Consider the following 17467-nt stretch of genomic DNA (forward strand, 5'->3'; position numbering starts at 1 on the left):
GATTACTCCCCTTGACCAGCAGCGGCAGCAGGCGCTGCAGCAGTACCGGCGGGTTTGGCGTTGTCGGCGTCCTTGACCTTGACTTCGATACCCGGCTTGATGAATTGCAGGCCCTCGGTGATCACGCGGTCACCGGCGTCCAGGCCTTTTTCCACCAGCCAGTAGGCACCGGCAGTGCGGTTGGCAACCAGTTCGCGTTGCTCGACCTTGTTGTCCTTGTTCACGATCAGCGCCGTCGGAATGCCCCTGAGGTCACGGGTCACGCCTTGTTGCGGAGCGAGAATGGCCTTGCTGTTCACACCCGCTTGCAACTGGGCGTGCACGAACATGCCCGGTAGCAGCACATGGTCAGGGTTGGGGAACACGGCACGCAGGGTCACGGAGCCGGTGGTCTGGTCGACCGACACTTCGGAGAATTCGAGCTTGCCGTCCTGGGCGTAAGGCGTGCCGTCTTCCAGAGTCAGCTTGACCTTGGCCGCGTTGTCGCCGGCTTTCTCCAGTTGGCCACTGGCAAGGTCGCGACGCAGTTTCAACATTTCAGCCGAGGATTGGGTAACGTCGACGTAGATCGGGTCCAGTTGCTGGATCACGGCCATGGCATCGGCCTGGCCATTGCTGACCAGTGCGCCTTCGGTGACCGAAGAGCGGCCAATACGCCCGGAGATCGGTGCGAACACCTTGGTGTAGCGCACGTTGATCTGGGCGCTCTGCAGGTCGGCTTCGGCGGTCATGCGGTCGGCGACGGCGGTGTCGTATTCCTGACGGCTGACGGCCTGTTCATCGACCAGTTGCTTGTAGCGGTCGGTGATCGACTTGGTCTGGGTCAGCTTGGCCTGGGCGCTCTTGAGTGTCGCCTCATAGACCGACGGGTCGATCTGGTACAACTGCTGGCCTTCCTTCACATCCGCGCCTTCCTTGAACAAGCGCTTGAGAATGATGCCGTTGACCTGAGGCCGGACTTCCGCGATGCGATAAGCCGTGGTGCGGCCTGGCAACTCGGTGGTCAAGGTAAAGGCTTGCGGTTGAATGGTGACCACGCCGACCTGAGGGGTTTGAGCGGGCGGTGCCGCTTCTTCCTTTTTACATCCGCTGAGCAGCGATGCCAGGGCGACGGCAGTGACCAGAGCGGTAACAGCTGGCTTAAGTTGCATGAAGATCCTCGGGTCAGGCGCGCAGAGTGCGCACAAGAAGTGTGGAAGGGTAAAAAACAGGCTGCGAGTGGATAAGTAGCTTGCTACGCAATATACTTACGTTCATGGTTGTTTGTAAACTCTTGACAGGCCGTGCGCAATGTTGACAAAGCAGCGCCCCAAGCCTCGATTCTAGTACGTTCGGCGCCCATGACGGCGTCGTCCCACAATTATTCAGATGATGGTCAAGCACCATCCACAGTGTCCCGATTGAGGTTTTACTGCCATGGTTCGTCGCACCAAAGAGGAAGCTCAGGAAACGCGCAGCCAGATTCTCCAAGCCGCCGAGCAAGCCTTCTATGAGCGTGGCGTGGCGCGCACCACCCTGGCGGACATCGCCGCGCTGGCCGGTGTGACGCGCGGTGCTATCTACTGGCACTTCAGCAACAAGTCCGACTTGCTTCAGGCACTGCTCGACACGCTGCACGAGCCCTTGGACGAATTGGCCCGCGCCAGTGAAAGCGAGGACGAAGTCGACCCGCTGGGCTGTATGCGCAAGTTGCTGATTCATCTCTACCATGAAGTGGCCCTGGACCCGAAAACCCGGCGCATCAACGAAATCCTGTTTCATAAGTGCGAGTTCACCGATGAAATGTGTGACATGCGCCGCCAACGCCAGACCCACACTCTCGAATGCAACCTGCGAATCGGCTTGACGTTGCGTAACGCAGTCCATCGCGGGCAGCTCCCGGAAACGCTCGATACCACCCGCGGAGCCATATGCATACATGCGTTTATCCACGGTCTGATCGGTCAGTGGCTGTTGGTGCCTGACAGTTTTCAACTGCATCAAGATGCCGAGCGCTGGGCTGACATAGGGCTGGACATGCTGCGCCTGAGCCCCAGCCTGCGCAATTGAGACAAAATGCGTAATTGCGTCCAGTTGTGTCAATAGTAAAGACCAGAGACAGTCAATCGTCCCTTTGCCTGATTGGCGGGGTGACTTTATATACGGGCTGGCCTGTGGTTGATAGGTAGCCGGCTAAGTATTTTGTAGCGATATTGTTGCGGTTCTGTGAAGCGATGTTTCCAAGGGCCTACATGCAGTCAAAATGTGGGAGGGGGCTTGCCCCCGATAGCGGTGGCTCAGTCAACCCATCATTGACTGACACACCGCTATCGGGAGCAAGCCCCCTCCCACTTTGTTTTTTGGTTTCAGTCAGTTAGATCGGCAGCGTCGGGTAATCGATATAACCCACCGGGCCTTTGCCATAGAAGGTTTCCGGGTGCGGCTCGTTCAGCGCTGCATCCGCCTTCAAGCGCGCCGGCAGGTCTGGGTTGGCAATGAAGGGAATACCGAAGGCCACGGCATCGGCTTTACCTTCGGCCAGCCAGGCATTAGCGCTGTCCTTGGTGAAGCGTTCGTTGGCGATGTACACGCCGCCGAAGGCTTTTTTAAGCTGTGGGCCGAGGCTGTCCGCGCCTTCTTTTTCACGGGAGCAGATGAAGGCGATGCCACGCTTGCCCAGTTCGCTGGCGACGTAGGTGAAGGTTTCGGCCAGGTTGGCGTCGCCCATGTCGTGCGCATCGGCGCGCGGTGCCAGGTGCACGCCCACCCGGCCGGCACCCCAGACTTCGATGGCGGCGTCGGTGACTTCCAGCAGCAGGCGCGCACGGTTTTCCAGGGAACCGCCGTATTGATCGGTGCGCTGGTTGGTGCTGCTTTGCAGGAACTGGTCGAGCAGGTAGCCGTTGGCGCCGTGGATTTCCACACCGTCAAAGCCTGCGGCCTTGGCGTTTTCGGCGCCCACGCGGTAAGCGTCGACAATGTCGGCGATTTCGGCGGTTTCCAGGGCGCGCGGGGTAGGGTAGTCGGCCAGTGGGCGCACCAGGCTGACGTGGCCTTTAGGCTGGATCGCGCTTGGCGCCACCGGGGTTTCGCCGTTCAGGTAGGACTCGTGGGAAATGCGACCCACATGCCACAGTTGCAGGAAGATCTTGCCGCCCGCGCCATGCACGGCCTTGGTGATGTTGGCCCAACCACGCACCTGGTCGTTGGACCAGATGCCCGGCGTGTCCGGGTAGCCCACGCCCATGGGCGTCACGGAGGTGGCTTCGCTGAGGATCAGCCCGGCGGAGGCACGTTGCACGTAGTACTCGGCCATCAGCGCATTGGGTACGCGACCGGCGTCGGCGCGGCAGCGGGTCAGTGGCGCCATGATGATGCGGTTCGACAGTTCCAGGTCGCCCAGTTTGATCGGATCGAAAATAGTCGTCATGGGATAACACCCTTCTCTTTAAGTGGATTGATCAGTTGGTCGCAGGGGCCAGGTCGGCATCGCCGCTCTGACGGAAAGTGATCAGGGTCACCAGCAGGGCCAGGATCGCCAGTGCTGCGGCGGCCAGCGGCACGCTGGTCAGGCCGAAACCGTGGGCAATCACGCTGCCACCGACCCAGGCGCCAAGGGCGTTGCCGATATTGAAAGCGCCGATGTTCAAGGTGGACACCAGGTTCGGTGCTGCTTTGCCGAAGGTCACCACATTGATTTGCAGCGCCGGTACGGCGGCAAACGAAGCGGTGGCCCACAGAAACAGAGTGATTTCGGTCGGTATCAGCGCGACGCTGGTCCAGCTCAACACCGTGGAAACCACCGCCATGCTGATGAACACGCCGATCAGGGTGGCCGCCAGGCGCTTGTCCGCCAGCTTGCCGCCGATGATGTTGCCTACGGTCAGGCCCAGGCCGATCAGCAGCAGGGTCCAGGTCACGCCCTTGGGCGACACGCCGGTGACATCGCCGAGCAGCGGTGCGACGTAGGTAAAGAGGGTAAACATGGAAGCGGCAAACAACGCTGTCATGCTCAGCGACAACCAGATGCCGGCACCTTTGAGGGCTGCCAATTCGGCGCGCATGTCGAGTTTTTCTTCGTCACGTTTGGCCGGCAGGAAGCGGATCAGGCCGATCAAGGCGATCACGCCAATCACGGTCACCGCCCAGAAGGTCGAGCGCCAGCCAGCTTGCTGGCCCAGGGCGGTGCCCAGCGGTACGCCGAGCACGTTGGCCAGGGTCAGGCCGGTGAACATCAAGGCCACGGCCGAAGCGCGCTTGTTGGCTGGCACCAGGTTGGCCGCAACCACTGAGCCAATCCCGAAGAACGCGCCGTGGCAAAGCGCGGTGACGACGCGGGCAAACATCAGCACGTTGTAGTCACTGGCCAGGGCGCAGAGTAGATTGCCGACGATGAAGATGCCCATCAACGCGACCAGCGCCGCCTTGCGTGGCAGCTTGGCGGTGGCCAGTGCCATGAAGGGGGCGCCGATGGCCACGCCCAGGGCGTAGCCAGTAACCAGCCAGCCGGCGCCGGGAATAGACACGCCCAGGTCCGCCGCCACATCGGGCAGCAGCCCCATGATGACGAACTCGGTGGTGCCGATGGCAAAGGCGCTGAGGGCCAGTATGAGTAGCGAGAGGGGCATCTACGTTTCCTTTATTACAGCGGTGCGCTCATATCAGCGCTGAGTTCAGTGGTGAGCGCCGCGAGAAAGGCCTGGATCACTGCCTCGTTGCGTTTGAAAAAGTGCCATTGCCCGGCCTTCTGGCTGCTGATCAACCCGGCCCGTTGCAGGGTGGCCAGGTGGGCCGACACGGTCGACTGGGACAGGCCGCAGCGCTGGTCGATCTGCCCGGCGCAGATGCCGTATTCGTGGTTGTGCAGTTGCTCGGGGAACTGCACCTTCGGGTCTTTCAGCCAGGTGAGGATGTCTCGTCGTACTGGGTGCGCCAGGGCTTTTATTATTTCGTCGAGGTCAATGGACATGGCAGGTGCTCGGTGTCGTAAAGCGTTATATCGCGATGAGGCGAACTTTAAATCGGTCTATCCCGATATACCAATATGAATTTGATCTGAGGTCAGGCTGAATCGATATATCGGGTTATAACGATACGTTGAAGGCAGTGGTAGACTGTGCGCCATGAATTATCTCGCACATCTGCATCTGGGCGGCCAACTTCCTGCGCAACTGCTGGGCAGCCTCTATGGCGACTTTGTCAAAGGTCGCCTGCAGGGCCAGTTCAGCCCGCAAATCGAAGCGGCGATCCAGCTGCATCGCTCCATTGACCGTTTTACCGATAGCCATGCGCTGGTGGGCGAGGCGTTGTCGCGTTTCAGCCTGACCCGCAGGCGCTATGCCGGGATCGTCCTCGATGTGTTTTTCGACCATTGCCTGGCGCGGGATTGGGCGCTGTATGCCGACCAGCCCCTGGAGCGTTTTACCGCGCAGGTGTATGGCGTGCTGGCGGCCGAGCCTGCGTTGCCGGGGCGGCTGGCGCAGATTGCGCCGTATATGGCGGCGGATGATTGGCTGGGCTCGTACCGCGAGTTTGCGGTGATGGAGCAGGTGTTACGCGGGATTTCGCGGCGGCTGACGCAGCCCGAAGAGCTGGGGTACGCGATGCAGGAGTTGCGGGTTCTGTATGAGCCACTGAGCAAAGACTTCAGTGAGTTCTACCCAGAGTTACAGGCATTCGCACAAACCCAGCAGGCTACACAGAGTTAAATGTGGGAGGGGGCTTGCTCCCGATGGCGGTGGTTCAGTCAATGCATACAGTGACTGACACACCGCCATCGGGAGCAAGCCCCCTCCCGCATTTGACCGTGCCCGCTTTAGGCCGCAAACGCAGGCCGGGTATTTACTGGCTCAACCTCCGGCACCGGCCCAAACAACGCTTTCTGCACCGCCTGCTGCGCCTGGAACGCCAATGCCGCACGCTCTTGCCCAGCGCAGGCAATTGGCTTGAGCACATGAATCTCCACATCGCCCTGATCATTGGAAAACAGGCGCATCAGGTGCGAGAGCAAATCATCCTCGCCAATAAACGGTGCCAACGGGTCGACCTGACCTTCGCGCAGATACCGGATCGCCACCGGCTGCAGTGACACATCCGCATCGATCGCGCTGGCCAGTAAGCGCCCATGGAACGTACGCAGGCTGCGCCCGTCAGTGGTGGTGCCTTCGGGGAACATCAGCAGCGGGTGCTGTTGCTCCAGGTGGCGAGTCATTTGCTTGCGGATCAACTGGCTGTCGCCCGCGCCGCGGCGGATAAACAGGCTGCCAGCCTTGGCCGCCAACCAGCCTGCCACCGGCCAGGTGCGCACTTCGGCCTTGGACAGGAACGACATCGGCGTGACCATGCCCAGCAGCGGGATATCCGTCCAGGACACGTGATTGCTCACCCACAGCATCGGCTGTTGCGGCACCTCACCGTGCACCGTCACGCGAAAGGGCAGGGCGTTGCTCAGGCGCGCCATAAAGAACCGCGACCAACGCTGTCGCCGCACCATCGAGTTGGCGACACCCAAGCGCTCGAACAGGCCAAACGCACTGGCCATGCTCAAACCCAGCGCCACCACCAGCAGCACCCGGGCGATGCGCCCGTACACACGCAGGCGGCTCATCACATGGCCGCCTTGAAGTGCCGCGCATAACGCGGGCACAACTCATCGCGCTTGAGCAGGATGAATACGTCGGCGACCTGGAAGTCTTCGTCCCAGCACGGCTCGCCGCAGACTTTTGCGCCCAGGCGCATATAGGCTTTGAGTAGCGGTGGCATCTCGGCGATGACATTGGAGGGCAGGTCCAGGGCCGGCAGTGGTTTTTTCGGCTCGGCGCGCAGGTGTTCGTTGCACAGGTAACGCTCGCGCAGGCGCTGCATGATCGCGTGGGCCTGGACGCCACCATCGTGCATCGGGATGCTCGCGCAGCCCATCAGGTAGCTGTAGCCACCCTGGTTGAGCACCTCGGCCAACTCGCCCCACAACACCGCTATAGTGCCGCCGTTGCGGTAGGCCGGGTCGACGCAGGTACGGCCGATTTCGAGGATCGGGCCCTGTAAGTGCAGCAGGCCATGCAGGCTGAATTCTTCTTCACTGTAGAACCGGCCCAGGGTACTGGCGGCCTGGTGGTCGAGCAGACGGGTGGTGGCGACGAGTCGACCGCTGTTCAAATCCCGCACGCCGATGTGGCTGCAGTGAACATCATAGTCATCCATGTCCAGGCCCAGTTCCGCGCCTTTCAGCTTGGCGTTGAACTCGCCGCTGAACACGTTGAACCGCAGGGCCTGGGCTTCCTGCAAAGCCTGTGCGCCCACCAGGCGTTCGGCTTGCAGACGGCGTTCATTGCCTTTGTCGCTGATGCGGGCGATCTGAGTCATAGCGAGTCTCCGAGTGCCGGCCAGGTTGTACGGCCAGTCGACTTTGTTGTCCAAAGTCAGGCTATGTAGCCTCGGTGTCATCTCCATGAAGTTACGGTGACGGTTGGATGACAAGCCAAAGGGATGAGGAGGGCAATGTGGAGTCATTATTCCTCGGCGCCATACGCTCATTACCCTACAAGCCCAATGGAACCAGATTACAGCTCGTGCCACAAAAGACAGACAAACCCATTACTGGGAGCCCAACGACCATTGGGAGCATGCATGCCTGTCTCGCCTATAAGCTCAGATTCGATCACTGGATGGAACTACCAGCCCGCACCAGTCTTGGCTCCATTGCCTATTGAAGGCTATACGGGCATTCGCAAACAAGACGGGCGCACCTATGGGCGCACGATCGGCGTACAACGAAACTTGCGGGCGTCGCCCTATTACCAGTACAAGCCTGAAAACGCCTACCCAGGGCAAAAACCCGAGAACATCTGGGGCGGGTTCAGTCAATGGAACACCAATAACTGCACCATCGTGGCGGTTATCAAGATGGCGATGATGCAGTTCGGCGAAAAACCTACTGATATTTTCAAGGAGGTACGTGAAACCCCGGATGGCTATTACGTTACCCTGAAAAACGGCGAAACCATTTTCCTGAGCAAGGATGAGTTGAAACAAGCGGCAGAGGCGACAAAGCTCAAGTGCCAGAACATTCAGACTGCTATCTACGCCAACTTCATCGTGGCGGTTGCGGCAAAGCGTTTTCAGGAGCAAAACCATGGCAGTGGGCCGGCAGATTACGCTCGCGCGCTGGATATCATGAACGATGGCGGCAGTATCGAATACGCCTTCAAACGGTTGGGCCTATGGGAGTTGGTCGAGCAGGTGCCTCCTGAGGAACTGGCAGAAGGGCGCCTGGGCGTATTTCAATCTGGCAGTCACGTTGCGGTATCTGTTGACGGCAAAGAGGAACGTTGGGGCAAGCAGGGCGGGCCGACACCTACGGGAGCCGAGGTGTACGTGGCCTACGGGTTCAAAAACGATGCTGGGCAGTCAGAGGGCGTCAAGGCGAGCGGCAAGGTGGCGGCGTCGCCAAACCGTCATTTGTCTCAGCTAGGCTGGCGGGCTCGAATGCGCTGAGTGATCTTATATGGTCAAACGTTTGTTGTGCGCGGCCTTGCTGGCTTTAACCGCGAATGCCTGCGCCGAACAATGGCCGGCGAAAGAGTGGGCCTTTGGCCCGCAACTCGCGGGACCGGCTGTCAAAGCTTTGGAAGATTATGCTTTTGCACCGCGCAATGATGAAACGCGCGAAGGTATCCGCACCGACGCGCTGCTGGTCATTCGTGATGGCGAAATCATCTACGAACGCTACGCCGCGCCAACCACCGCCAGCACGCCGCACCTGACCTGGTCGGTGAGCAAAAGCCTGATGGCCACCGTGCTCGGCGTGGCCTACGCCGAAAACCGCTTCAAACTGACCGACCCCGTCGCACGTTTCTACCCGCCGATGAAACAGCACCCCAAGGTGACCATGGCCGACCTGCTGCACTGGGCCTCGGGCTTGGACTGGCAGGAAGACTATGAGTACGCGCCGTTAAAATCCTCGGTGGTGGCGATGCTCTACACCCGAGGCCGTGGCGATATGGCCGAGTTTGCCGCCAATACCGACGCCGCTGCTGCCCCGGGCCAGGCGTTTCGTTATTCCAGTGGCGACAGCAACATCTTGTCTGCGGCCCTCAAAGGCATGCTCGGCCACAAGGCGTATATGAGCTATCCGTGGGATGCGTTGTTCAAGCCGTTGGGCATTCGCAATGCGACCTGGGAAACCGATGCCGATGAAACCTTCGTCGCCTCGTCCTATGCCTACCTCACCGCCCGCGACTTGGCGCGTGTCGGGCTACTGATGGCACGCGACGGGCGTTGGGGCGAGCAACAATTGCTGCCTGAAGAATGGGTGGCGTTCAACCGTCAGCCGTTCGACAAATACAAAAGCGGCCAGGATGAAGCCGTCCCCGGCGGCCAGTGGTGGCTCAACACAGGCGCGTCCAGACCTTGGCCCGATGCTCCTGCTGACACCTTCGCCGCATTGGGACACTGGGGCCAAGCGCTGTTCGTGCTGCCGGACGAACACTTGGTGATCGTACGTTACGGCGATGACCGCGACGGCAGCTATCGGCACAACGAACTGCTCAAGCGCGTACTGGCGGCGGTGCAGCCATGATTCGTCGTCGGCCGTTTACCAGTCTGTTTCTGCTGCTGTTGCTCGCCCTGCTGGGCTGGGTGTGGCTTGAACGCGTCAACCTGCAAGCCTTCCCCGACATCATCGCGGCGTACACCGCCAAGGAGTATTGCTCGTGTCGGTATGTGGAAAACAACCCGGCGCAGTATTGCCGTGGGTATGTGAAGCAGTACGTGCCGACCAGTGCGTTGATCGACACGCCTGAGCGCAGTGAAGTGACGGCGAGTGGGTTGGGGCGTACGCATACGGCAAGGTGGGTGGGTGAAAGGCAGGGCTGTCGGTTGTTGCTGTGAAGTATCAGGCGCCCGGTGCAGTGCACCGGGCGTGTACTACTTACTGCGGTTCTGGGGTGCCGGGCTGCATCGCCAGCAGCAGGTCGTCGATGATAGCTTTGCCCATTTCGCCCAAGTAATGCGAGGCGAACGCAAACCTCTCGGCCCTGGGGTCCATGGCAGCTTCAAGGGAGAGCATTTTTGCGTAATAGAGCACGTGGGATGCGTGTTCGAGGGCTTCTACAAGCGGAACCCCGGCGTTGACGCGGAACAGTTTCAGGTGGCTTTTGTTTTCTCCGCAGTCTGCGAAGGTGGCGGCGCCGATGGTTTCGGCTGAGGGTATTTCGTACGGCATAAGCTTGCTCCTTTGGTACAACCAAAATGAGCTTCTTTCTCGGGATTCCACGCCCGGTCGTTGATGAGCAGCGACGGTGGGGAGATTAACGCTATGTACGTGGCCTCGCAACCAGTGGCATTTCGCTGTTGCTCCCGGCAGCGGTGGGTCAGTTGAAAATGTTTTGGCTGAAAGTCCGTCATCGGGAGCAAGCCCCCTCCCACATTTTGATCTCCAGAGATTTTAAGAAAATGGTTGGCCTTAGGTTCCACTGGGTGGAACCACCTTTGATTGTCCTCGCGCCCACATCGCGGTTAGCTGGCGGTGTGTCGCCAACAAGAACGGGAACACCCGCCTGTGAGGAGAATCACCATGCGCCCACACCAGCACATCCTGGATTGGCTCAGCGACGTTGCCAGCGACTTGCACGCTGTGCGTCACGATATCCATGCGCATCCTGAGCTTGGCTTTGAAGAGAACCGTACCTCGGCACTGGTCGCGCAATCCTTGCGGGAGTGGGGGTATGAGGTGCATACCGGCATCGGCAAGACCGGTGTGGTCGGCGTGCTGCGTAACGGCAGCAGCTCGCGCACGCTGGGTATTCGTGCCGATATGGACGCCTTGCCCATCATTGAAAACACCGGCGCGGTCTATACCAGCCAGCACGCCGGTTGCATGCACGCCTGCGGGCATGATGGCCATACCACCATGTTGCTCGGCGCTGCCCGCTACCTGGCGGCGACCCGGCAATTCGACGGCACCCTGAATCTGATTTTCCAACCCGCCGAAGAAGGCCAGGGCGGTGCCGAGGCGATGTTGGCGGATGGACTGCTGGAGCGTTTTCCCTGTGATGGGTTGTTCGGCATGCACAATATGCCGGGTTTGCCGGCGGGGCATCTGGGATTAAGAGTTGGCCCGATGATGGCGTCCCAGGACTTGCTCACGGTCACCCTTGAAGGCGTCGGCGGCCATGGTTCCATGCCGCACCTCACGGTCGATCCGCTGGTGGCTGCCGCGAGTATGGTCATGGCCTTGCAGACCGTGGTGGCGCGCAATATCGATACCCAGGAAGCCGCCGTGGTGACGGTCGGCGCCTTGCAGGCCGGCCAGGCTGCCAACGTGATTCCCCAGCAAGCGTTATTGCGCCTGAGCCTGCGCGCACTCAACCCCAAGGTGCGCGAGCAGATGCTCGAGCGGGTCAACGCGATCATCCAGACCCAGGCCGCCAGCTTCGGCTGCACGGTGCAGATCGAACACCGCCCGGCCTATCCGGTGCTGGTCAACCACGCCGAAGAAACCGAGTTTGCCCGCCAGGTCGGCGTAGCCTTGCTCGGCGCCGACGCCGTGGACGGCAACACCCGCACGCTGATGGGCAGCGAAGACTTCGCCTGGATGTTGCAGCGCTGCCCTGGCAGCTACCTGTTCATCGGCAACGGCGTATCGCGGCCGATGGTGCATAACCCCGCCTATGACTTCAACGACGACATCCTGCTGACCGGCGCCGCCTATTGGGGCGCGCTGGCCGAGAGCTGGTTGAAACCAGCTGGATGATCCGAATGCCCGTAGGAGCGAGCTTGCTCGCGAGAAACCAACAGACGACTCGGGCTACCTGAAAGCGCTGCGTCATCGTTGACGATTTTCGCGAGCAAGCTCGCTCCTACAGCAACACCTTTTTTTCTGCCGCTGGACCCTTTCCCTTATCGGTTGAATGGAGTGTTCCTCATGCAGACTTCAAAACCCGGCGTTTCCCGCAGCCGCCAAGTAGTGGCGGCCGTGATCGGCAACGCGTTGGAGTGGTATGACTTTATCGTCTACGGCTTTCTGGCCAGTATCATCGCCCGGCAATTCTTCCCCTCCGAGGATGAATACGCTTCGCTGCTGATGGCCTTGGCCACCTTTGGCGTGGGCTTTTTCATGCGCCCTGTGGGCGGCATCCTGTTGGGCATCTACTCCGACCGCAAAGGCCGCAAAGCGGCGATGCAGTTGATTATCCGGCTGATGACCGTGTCCATCGCAATGATCGCCTTTGCGCCAAACTATGCCGCCATCGGCATGGGCGCGCCGCTGCTGATCGTGGTGGCGCGCATGCTTCAGGGCTTTGCCACCGGCGGGGAATACGCCAGTGCCACGGCGTTCCTGGTGGAAAGTGCGCCGGCCCATCGCAAGGGCTTGTACGGCTCATGGCAGCTGGTGGGGCAGTGCCTGGCGGTGTTTGGTGGGGCGGCGATGGTGGCGCTGGTCACGCATTTCTTTTCCCCCGAAACCCTCGACCTGTGGGGCTGGCGCCTGCCGTTCGTGCTGGGCTTGCTGATCGGCCCGGTGGGGTTGTGGATTCGTCGGCACATGGAAGACCCGGAAGAGTTCATTGAGGCGCGCAGAAACGCCACCGGCCCGGCGCCGAGCCTGATGAATGTGTTGCGTGATCATCGCCGCAGCATCCTGGTGTCCATGGGGCTGGCCTGTGGGGCGACGGTGTCGTTCTATGTGGTGCTGGTGAACATGCCGACCTTCGCCCACAAGAACCTCGGCCTGCCGTTGGATCAGGTGCTGATGGTGCAGATGTTTGCGGTGGCGCTGATGACCGTGGTGATCCCATTGTCCGGCCTGCTCTCGGATCGTCTGGGGCGGCGACCGGTGCTGATGGCGTTCACCCTGGCGTTCTTTGTGATGGTCTACCCGCTGTATGTGTGGGTGGCCGCCGCGCCGTCCATCGAACGCTTGCTGGTAATGCAAGTGATGCTGTGCACGGCCATCGGTGGGTTCTTCGGCCCGGCGCCGACGGCATTGGCCGAACAGTTTCCCATCGAGGTGCGCTCCACCGGCGTGTCGGTGGCCTATAACGTAGCGGTGATGGTGTTCGGTGGTTTTGCACCGTTGATCGTGACGTGGCTGAGCAAGGTGCTGGGCACACCCGTAGCCCCGGCGTTTTATGTACTGTTCGCTTGCGTGCTGACGCTGTTGGGCACTTACTGCATGCACGAGGCACCGCGGGCGAAGAAACCGCTGCCGTTTTCAAGCGAGGTGAAGCCTTGAATATTGTTGATTGGGATGCCACGCAACTGTCGCGGGCGATCCATGGGCGGCAGGTGTCGTGTGAAGAGGTGATGCAGGCGTACCTGGCGCAGATCCAGCGCTTTAACCCTAAGGTAAATGCGCTGGTGTCGTTGCGCGACAGCGATGCCGTGCTGGCCGAGGCGAGAGCCTGTGATCGTGAGCTGGACCAGGGCCAGACCCGCGGCTGGATGCACGGCATGCCCCAGGCGATCAAGGACCTGGCGGCGACCCAAGGCTTGCGCACCACCCTGGGCTCACCGTTGTTTGCCGAGCATGTGCCGAGTGAAGACGCCATCAGCGTGGCGCGGGTGCGGGCCAGTGGCGCGATCATCATCGGCAAGACCAACGTGCCGGAGTTCGGCCTGGGCTCCCATACCTACAACACGCTGTTCGGCACCACCGGCAATGCTTATGACCCGCGCCTTTCGGCCGGCGGCAGCAGCGGCGGGGCGGCGGTGGCCCTGGCGCTGCGCATGCTGCCGGTGGCCGATGGCAGCGACATGATGGGCTCGCTGCGCAACCCGGCGGCGTTCAACAATGTATTCGGCTTGCGCCCGTCCCAGGGGCGTGTGCCCCACGGGCCGATGCCGGAACTGTTCGTGCAGCAGCTGGGCACCGAAGGTCCCATGGGCCGCAGCGTGACGGATGTGGCGCGCTTGCTGAGCATCCAGGCCGGTTACGACCCACGGGTGCCGTTGTCATCCAAGGACGATCCCGCTGTGCTGGGCCAGCCGTTGCAGCGCGACTTCAGCGGCGTGCGCCTCGGTTGGCTGGGTGACTACAACGGTTATCTGCCGATGGAAGACGGCCTGATGAGCCTGTGCGAAACGGCCCTGGGTGACTTCGCCGAGCTTGGCTGCGAGGTAGAAAGCTGCCAGCCGGATTTTTCAATGGCGCGCCTGTGGCGCTGCTGGTTGGTACACCGCCATTGGCTGGTGCACGGCAACCTCGGCGCGGCTTATGCCACCCCCAAGAAACGCGCACTGCTTAAGCCCGAAGCGCAATGGGAAGTGGAGGGCGGCCTGGGCTTGAGCGCCCAGCAGGTGTACCAGGCTTCGGTGGATCGTAGCGAGTGGTATAGAGCCCTGGCCAAGTTATTCGAACGTTACGATTTCCTGCTGCTGCCCACCGCCCAAGTGTTCCCTTTCGATGCACAACAAGCGTGGCCGTGCCATGTGGCCGGGCGCGAAATGGATACCTATCACCGCTGGATGGAAGTGGTGATCGGCCCGACCCTGGCCGGCTTGCCGAGCATGAGCATCCCGGTGGGCTTCAACCCCCAAGGCCTGCCCATGGGCCTGCAAATCATCGGCCCGGCCCAGGCGGACCGCGCCGTGCTGCAATTGGCCTATGCCCACGAACAGTTGACCCAATGGGTGCAGCGCCGACCGCCGGCGTGCCTGGAATCGACCGGCTGAAATGCCAACGGGCCTGCATCTTGCTGTGAAAATGATCATCCACCGGCAACAGGGAGATCGAACATGGACACAGGCACCGTACGCTCGGTTGAGCGCGCATTGGCAATCGTCGAATTGCTGGGTGAGCACCAGGCCCTGGGGCTGGAGGAACTGCACTACCTCACGCGCCTGCCCAAGGCCACGGTGTCGCGCATGTTGCTGACCTTACAGGAACAGGGCTGGGTCTATCGCGGCCTGAGCGATCGGCGCTACCGCCTGCGTGCCCGGCGTTTGTTCGGCGATACCCAGCAACGCTTCAGGCGCCAAGTGGTGGAAAGCGCGGCGCCGTGGTTGGTGGAGTTGAGCGAGCGCACCGGCTTGGTGGTGGACTTGTCCTGCTTCGACGGCGAGCGCCTGGAAGTCATGGAAAGCGCGATTCCCCGTGTGTTGCGCAAGCTGTACCCGAACAACTGCCAGATCGTCGGCCAGTACGCCAGCCTGTTTCACTCGGCGATGGGCAAGGCCTGCCTGACGCAACTGCCCCGTGATGAAGTGCAACGCCTGGCGGGCCGCGACCGGGTGGCCGCCGATGAGCAATACCATGCGTGCGAGCACACCCAGCACCAGGGTTTCGGCCAGCGCACCGAAGGCTATTGGGAATACCCGGTACGTCTGCCGTTTCTGATCCGGGCGGTGGCGTTACCGGTGCGCGCCCAGGGCCGGTTGGTGGGCAGCATGGCCTTGCATTGGCCGATGCATCAGGCGCCGGTGGAGCGGGTGTTGAACCTGCATATGGCCAGCCTTGAACAGGCTGTGCTTGAGGTGCAGCAGGCCTTGGCCTAGACACTCACCACAGGACCAATGTGGGAGGGGGCTTGCTCCCGATAGCAGGGTGTCAGTCACTGGATGAGTTGCTGATCCACCGCCATCGGGAGCAAGCCCCCTCCCACATTGGATTTGCGCCGTTCGTGAGATTGCGCTTAATGTTCGCCCAGGTTTTTTGCCCCATGAGTCTTTATGTTCAATGTCAAACCCCTGGTCTTCGCCCTGCTGACCTGTGCCACCGTGCCTGCCCACGCCGACTGGTACCTGGATAACGAATCCTCGCGCCTGTCTTTCGTTACCACCAAAAACACCGAGATTGCCGAGGTGCATCGCTTCCTGGTGCTGCACGGCAAGGTCGACGCCAAAGGCGCGGCGCAGTTGCAAGTGGAGATGGAGTCGATCAACAGTGGCATTCCGCTGCGCGACGAGCGCATGCGCAAGGAGCTGTTCCAGATCAAGACCTTCCCCGACGCGTTGATCAGCGCGCAGATCAATCTGCAGCCGATCAACGACCTGGCGCCCGGCGCGCAGTTGGAATTGCGCCTGCCGCTGAGCGTTACCCTGCACGGCAAGACCCAGACCTACAGCGCCGAATTGCTCGCCACGCGCCTGGATGAGCGGCGCTTCCAGGTGGTGACCCTGGAGCCGGTGGTGTTGCACGCCGAGGATTTTGACCTGGCGCCGGGCGTAGCGGCGTTGCGCAAGGCTGCCGGGCTTAAGTCGATCAGCCTGTCGGTGCCGGTGGGTGCGGTACTGATCTTCACGGCGCGCTGACATGAGCGGCGCAGTGTTCCCGTGGCGCAGCGCCAATCAGTTTGAATTGCTGATAGACGGGCCGAGTTTCTTCCCGCAGATGCTGGTGGGCATTGCCCGGGCCGAGCAGCAGGTCGATCTTGAATTGTATCTGGTCGAAGCCGGGGCCTGTGCCGATGCCATGGTGCAGGCGCTGGTGCTGGCCGCCGAGCGCGGCGTGCAGGTGCGCTGCCTGTTTGATGATTACGGCAGCCTGGCGTTTACCCTCGGGCTGCGCAAGCGCTTGATCGATGCTGGCGTGGAGCTGCGCTTCTACAATCGCCTGAACTGGCGGCGCTGGATGCGCAACCTGTACCGCGACCACCGCAAGCTGTTGCTGATCGACCAGGGTGTCGCCGTGGTGGGCGGCACGGGCGTCACCGATGAGTTCTGGACGCCAGGGCAAGACAGCGCCGACTGGCATGAAGTGATGGTGCAGATCAGCGGCCCGCTGGTGCTGGACTGGCAGGCCCTGTTCGACCGGCAGTGGCACGCCAACGCGGCGCGCCGTGAATGGAAACCGGCGACCCATTTCGGTTTGCCGCGCCTGCCCAAGGTGCCCGCTACAGGGCCAGGACTAGGGCGCGTGGCGTATGCCGACGCGCGTCAGCATCGGGATATCCTGCAATCGCTGATCCGCGCCTTGAACAGCAGCAAGGGGCGGGTCTGGCTGGCGACGCCTTACTTCCTGCCGACCTGGAGCGTGCGTCGAGCCTTGCGCAAGGCGGCAGGGCGGGGCGTGGATGTGCGTTTGCTGCTCACCGGGCCACGTACCGATCACCCGTCAGTACGCTACGCCGGCCATCGTTATTACCCGCGCCTGCTGCGTGCAGGCGTGCAGATCTTTGAATACCAGCCGTGCTTTTTGCACCTGAAAATGGTGCTGGTGGATGATTGGGTGAGCATTGGTTCGTGCAATTTCGATCACTGGAATTTGCGCTTCAATCTGGAAGCCAATCTCGAAGCGTTGGACCCGGGATTGACGGCGGCGGTGGTGAGCAGTTTCGAAGCGGATTTTGCCCAGAGCCAGGTAGTGAGCCTGGAGGCCTGGAAGGCGCGGCCATTGTGGCGGAGGGTGAAGCAGCGGGTGTGGGGGTGGATTGATCGGTTGGTGGTCAATCTGCTCGACCGACGCGGCTAGCAAGAACAATGAGGTCAAATGTGGGAGGGGGCTTGCTCCCGATGGCGGTGTTTCAGTTAACAGATTCATTGACTGACC

At 61.2% G+C, this 17467-nt stretch carries 18 protein-coding genes; 11 read left to right on the forward strand and 7 right to left on the reverse strand.

Going from position 1 to position 17467, the window contains the following annotated elements:
* Window positions 1–2 precede the first annotated feature (2 nt).
* A complete protein-coding gene (locus QYQ93_RS07825) occupies window positions 3–1151 on the reverse strand; it encodes an efflux RND transporter periplasmic adaptor subunit (RefSeq protein WP_043050009.1) in 1149 nt (382 codons plus the stop codon).
* A gap of 265 nt (window positions 1152–1416) precedes the next feature.
* On the opposite strand from QYQ93_RS07825, the gene QYQ93_RS07830 reads away from it, so the two are divergent.
* Window positions 1417–2049, forward strand: a complete 633-nt coding sequence (locus QYQ93_RS07830; RefSeq protein ID WP_043050010.1) for a TetR family transcriptional regulator — start codon at window positions 1417–1419, stop codon at window positions 2047–2049.
* 304 nt (window positions 2050–2353) lie between these two features.
* On the opposite strand, the gene QYQ93_RS07835 is transcribed toward QYQ93_RS07830, so the two are convergent.
* Genes QYQ93_RS07835 through QYQ93_RS07845 form a run of 3 tightly spaced genes read right to left on the reverse strand, consistent with a single transcriptional unit; the run spans window position 2354 to window position 4948 of the window.
* Window positions 2354–3409: an alkene reductase gene (locus QYQ93_RS07835; protein WP_043050011.1), complete on the reverse strand. Its 1056-nt coding sequence runs from the start codon at window positions 3407–3409 to the stop codon at window positions 2354–2356.
* 31 nt (window positions 3410–3440) lie between these two features.
* Window positions 3441–4607 (reverse strand): MFS transporter, encoded by a 1167-nt coding sequence (locus QYQ93_RS07840; protein ID WP_043050012.1) that lies wholly within the window; start codon window positions 4605–4607, stop codon window positions 3441–3443.
* Window positions 4608–4621: 14 nt separating this feature from the next.
* Window positions 4622–4948, reverse strand: a complete 327-nt coding sequence (locus QYQ93_RS07845; protein ID WP_043050013.1) for an ArsR/SmtB family transcription factor — start codon at window positions 4946–4948, stop codon at window positions 4622–4624.
* Between the two features lie 154 nt (window positions 4949–5102).
* On the opposite strand from QYQ93_RS07845, the gene QYQ93_RS07850 reads away from it, so the two are divergent.
* Window positions 5103–5687, forward strand: coding sequence for an ACP phosphodiesterase (locus QYQ93_RS07850; protein ID WP_043050014.1), 585 nt, complete (start codon window positions 5103–5105; stop codon window positions 5685–5687).
* Between the two features lie 107 nt (window positions 5688–5794).
* On the opposite strand, the gene QYQ93_RS07855 is transcribed toward QYQ93_RS07850, so the two are convergent.
* Both QYQ93_RS07855 and olsB read right to left on the reverse strand, forming a co-directional pair.
* A complete protein-coding gene (locus QYQ93_RS07855; RefSeq protein ID WP_043046313.1) occupies window positions 5795–6586 on the reverse strand; it encodes a lysophospholipid acyltransferase family protein in 792 nt (263 codons plus the stop codon).
* Entirely contained in the window at window positions 6586–7341 is a 756-nt protein-coding gene (gene olsB, locus QYQ93_RS07860; protein WP_043046314.1) for an L-ornithine N(alpha)-acyltransferase, read from the reverse strand. Before olsB ends, QYQ93_RS07855 begins: the two co-directional genes overlap by 1 nt.
* Before the next feature lie 264 nt (window positions 7342–7605).
* Here olsB and QYQ93_RS07865 point away from each other — a divergent pair, with 264 nt between their 5' ends.
* The 3 genes from QYQ93_RS07865 to QYQ93_RS07875 are packed head-to-tail and all read left to right on the forward strand — an operon-like array spanning window position 7606 to window position 9867.
* On the forward strand, window positions 7606–8472 hold the full coding sequence (locus tag QYQ93_RS07865) for a hypothetical protein (RefSeq protein ID WP_124421690.1): 867 nt from the start codon (window positions 7606–7608) through the stop codon (window positions 8470–8472).
* A gap of 10 nt (window positions 8473–8482) precedes the next feature.
* On the forward strand, window positions 8483–9556 hold the full coding sequence (locus QYQ93_RS07870; protein WP_338476659.1) for a serine hydrolase: 1074 nt from the start codon (window positions 8483–8485) through the stop codon (window positions 9554–9556).
* A complete protein-coding gene (locus tag QYQ93_RS07875; RefSeq protein ID WP_338476660.1) occupies window positions 9553–9867 on the forward strand; it encodes an amidase in 315 nt (104 codons plus the stop codon). The genes QYQ93_RS07870 and QYQ93_RS07875 overlap by 4 nt, the downstream gene beginning before the upstream one ends.
* A gap of 40 nt (window positions 9868–9907) precedes the next feature.
* Here QYQ93_RS07875 and QYQ93_RS07880 read toward each other — a convergent pair whose 3' ends face one another.
* Window positions 9908–10201, reverse strand: coding sequence for a DUF3077 domain-containing protein (locus tag QYQ93_RS07880; RefSeq protein WP_338476661.1), 294 nt, complete (start codon window positions 10199–10201; stop codon window positions 9908–9910).
* Window positions 10202–10552: 351 nt separating this feature from the next.
* Between QYQ93_RS07880 and QYQ93_RS07885 the strand changes: the two genes are divergently transcribed.
* The 6 genes from QYQ93_RS07885 to QYQ93_RS07910 all read left to right on the forward strand — a co-directional run bounded on the left by QYQ93_RS07885 (window position 10553) and on the right by QYQ93_RS07910 (window position 17389).
* Window positions 10553–11731, forward strand: a complete 1179-nt coding sequence (locus QYQ93_RS07885; protein ID WP_338476662.1) for a M20 aminoacylase family protein — start codon at window positions 10553–10555, stop codon at window positions 11729–11731.
* 171 nt (window positions 11732–11902) lie between these two features.
* Complete coding sequence (locus tag QYQ93_RS07890) at window positions 11903–13213, forward strand: citrate-proton symporter (RefSeq protein ID WP_043046322.1); 1311 nt, start codon at window positions 11903–11905, stop codon at window positions 13211–13213.
* Entirely contained in the window at window positions 13210–14652 is a 1443-nt protein-coding gene (locus QYQ93_RS07895; protein ID WP_338476663.1) for an amidase, read from the forward strand. Before QYQ93_RS07890 ends, QYQ93_RS07895 begins: the two co-directional genes overlap by 4 nt.
* Before the next feature lie 63 nt (window positions 14653–14715).
* Window positions 14716–15474, forward strand: coding sequence for a helix-turn-helix domain-containing protein (locus QYQ93_RS07900; protein ID WP_338476664.1), 759 nt, complete (start codon window positions 14716–14718; stop codon window positions 15472–15474).
* A gap of 174 nt (window positions 15475–15648) precedes the next feature.
* A complete protein-coding gene (locus QYQ93_RS07905; protein WP_338476665.1) occupies window positions 15649–16230 on the forward strand; it encodes a YceI family protein in 582 nt (193 codons plus the stop codon).
* Between the two features lies 1 nt (window position 16231).
* Window positions 16232–17389, forward strand: a complete 1158-nt coding sequence (locus QYQ93_RS07910) for a phospholipase D-like domain-containing protein (RefSeq protein ID WP_043046327.1) — start codon at window positions 16232–16234, stop codon at window positions 17387–17389.
* Window positions 17390–17467 lie beyond the last annotated feature (78 nt).

It is taken from the genome of Pseudomonas khavaziana (genome assembly GCF_036704165.1).
Classification (GTDB): domain Bacteria; phylum Pseudomonadota; class Gammaproteobacteria; order Pseudomonadales; family Pseudomonadaceae; genus Aquipseudomonas; species Aquipseudomonas khavaziana.

Excerpts from the sequence above, each read along its gene's own strand:
- QYQ93_RS07825 (WP_043050009.1), bottom strand. The coding sequence starts at position 1,151 with ATGCAACTTAAGCCAGCTGTTACCGCTCTGGTCACTGCCGTCGCCCTG.
- QYQ93_RS07830 (WP_043050010.1), top strand. The coding sequence starts at position 1,417 with ATGGTTCGTCGCACCAAAGAGGAAGCTCAGGAAACGCGCAGCCAGATT.
- QYQ93_RS07835 (WP_043050011.1), bottom strand. The coding sequence starts at position 3,409 with ATGACGACTATTTTCGATCCGATCAAACTGGGCGACCTGGAACTGTCG.
- QYQ93_RS07840 (WP_043050012.1), bottom strand. The coding sequence starts at position 4,607 with ATGCCCCTCTCGCTACTCATACTGGCCCTCAGCGCCTTTGCCATCGGC.
- QYQ93_RS07845 (WP_043050013.1), bottom strand. The coding sequence starts at position 4,948 with ATGTCCATTGACCTCGACGAAATAATAAAAGCCCTGGCGCACCCAGTA.
- QYQ93_RS07850 (WP_043050014.1), top strand. The coding sequence starts at position 5,103 with ATGAATTATCTCGCACATCTGCATCTGGGCGGCCAACTTCCTGCGCAA.
- QYQ93_RS07855 (WP_043046313.1), bottom strand. The coding sequence starts at position 6,586 with ATGAGCCGCCTGCGTGTGTACGGGCGCATCGCCCGGGTGCTGCTGGTG.
- olsB (WP_043046314.1), bottom strand. The coding sequence starts at position 7,341 with ATGACTCAGATCGCCCGCATCAGCGACAAAGGCAATGAACGCCGTCTG.
- QYQ93_RS07865 (WP_124421690.1), top strand. The coding sequence starts at position 7,606 with ATGCCTGTCTCGCCTATAAGCTCAGATTCGATCACTGGATGGAACTAC.
- QYQ93_RS07870 (WP_338476659.1), top strand. The coding sequence starts at position 8,483 with ATGGTCAAACGTTTGTTGTGCGCGGCCTTGCTGGCTTTAACCGCGAAT.
- QYQ93_RS07875 (WP_338476660.1), top strand. The coding sequence starts at position 9,553 with ATGATTCGTCGTCGGCCGTTTACCAGTCTGTTTCTGCTGCTGTTGCTC.
- QYQ93_RS07880 (WP_338476661.1), bottom strand. The coding sequence starts at position 10,201 with ATGCCGTACGAAATACCCTCAGCCGAAACCATCGGCGCCGCCACCTTC.
- QYQ93_RS07885 (WP_338476662.1), top strand. The coding sequence starts at position 10,553 with ATGCGCCCACACCAGCACATCCTGGATTGGCTCAGCGACGTTGCCAGC.
- QYQ93_RS07890 (WP_043046322.1), top strand. The coding sequence starts at position 11,903 with ATGCAGACTTCAAAACCCGGCGTTTCCCGCAGCCGCCAAGTAGTGGCG.
- QYQ93_RS07900 (WP_338476664.1), top strand. The coding sequence starts at position 14,716 with ATGGACACAGGCACCGTACGCTCGGTTGAGCGCGCATTGGCAATCGTC.
- QYQ93_RS07905 (WP_338476665.1), top strand. The coding sequence starts at position 15,649 with ATGTTCAATGTCAAACCCCTGGTCTTCGCCCTGCTGACCTGTGCCACC.
- QYQ93_RS07910 (WP_043046327.1), top strand. The coding sequence starts at position 16,232 with ATGAGCGGCGCAGTGTTCCCGTGGCGCAGCGCCAATCAGTTTGAATTG.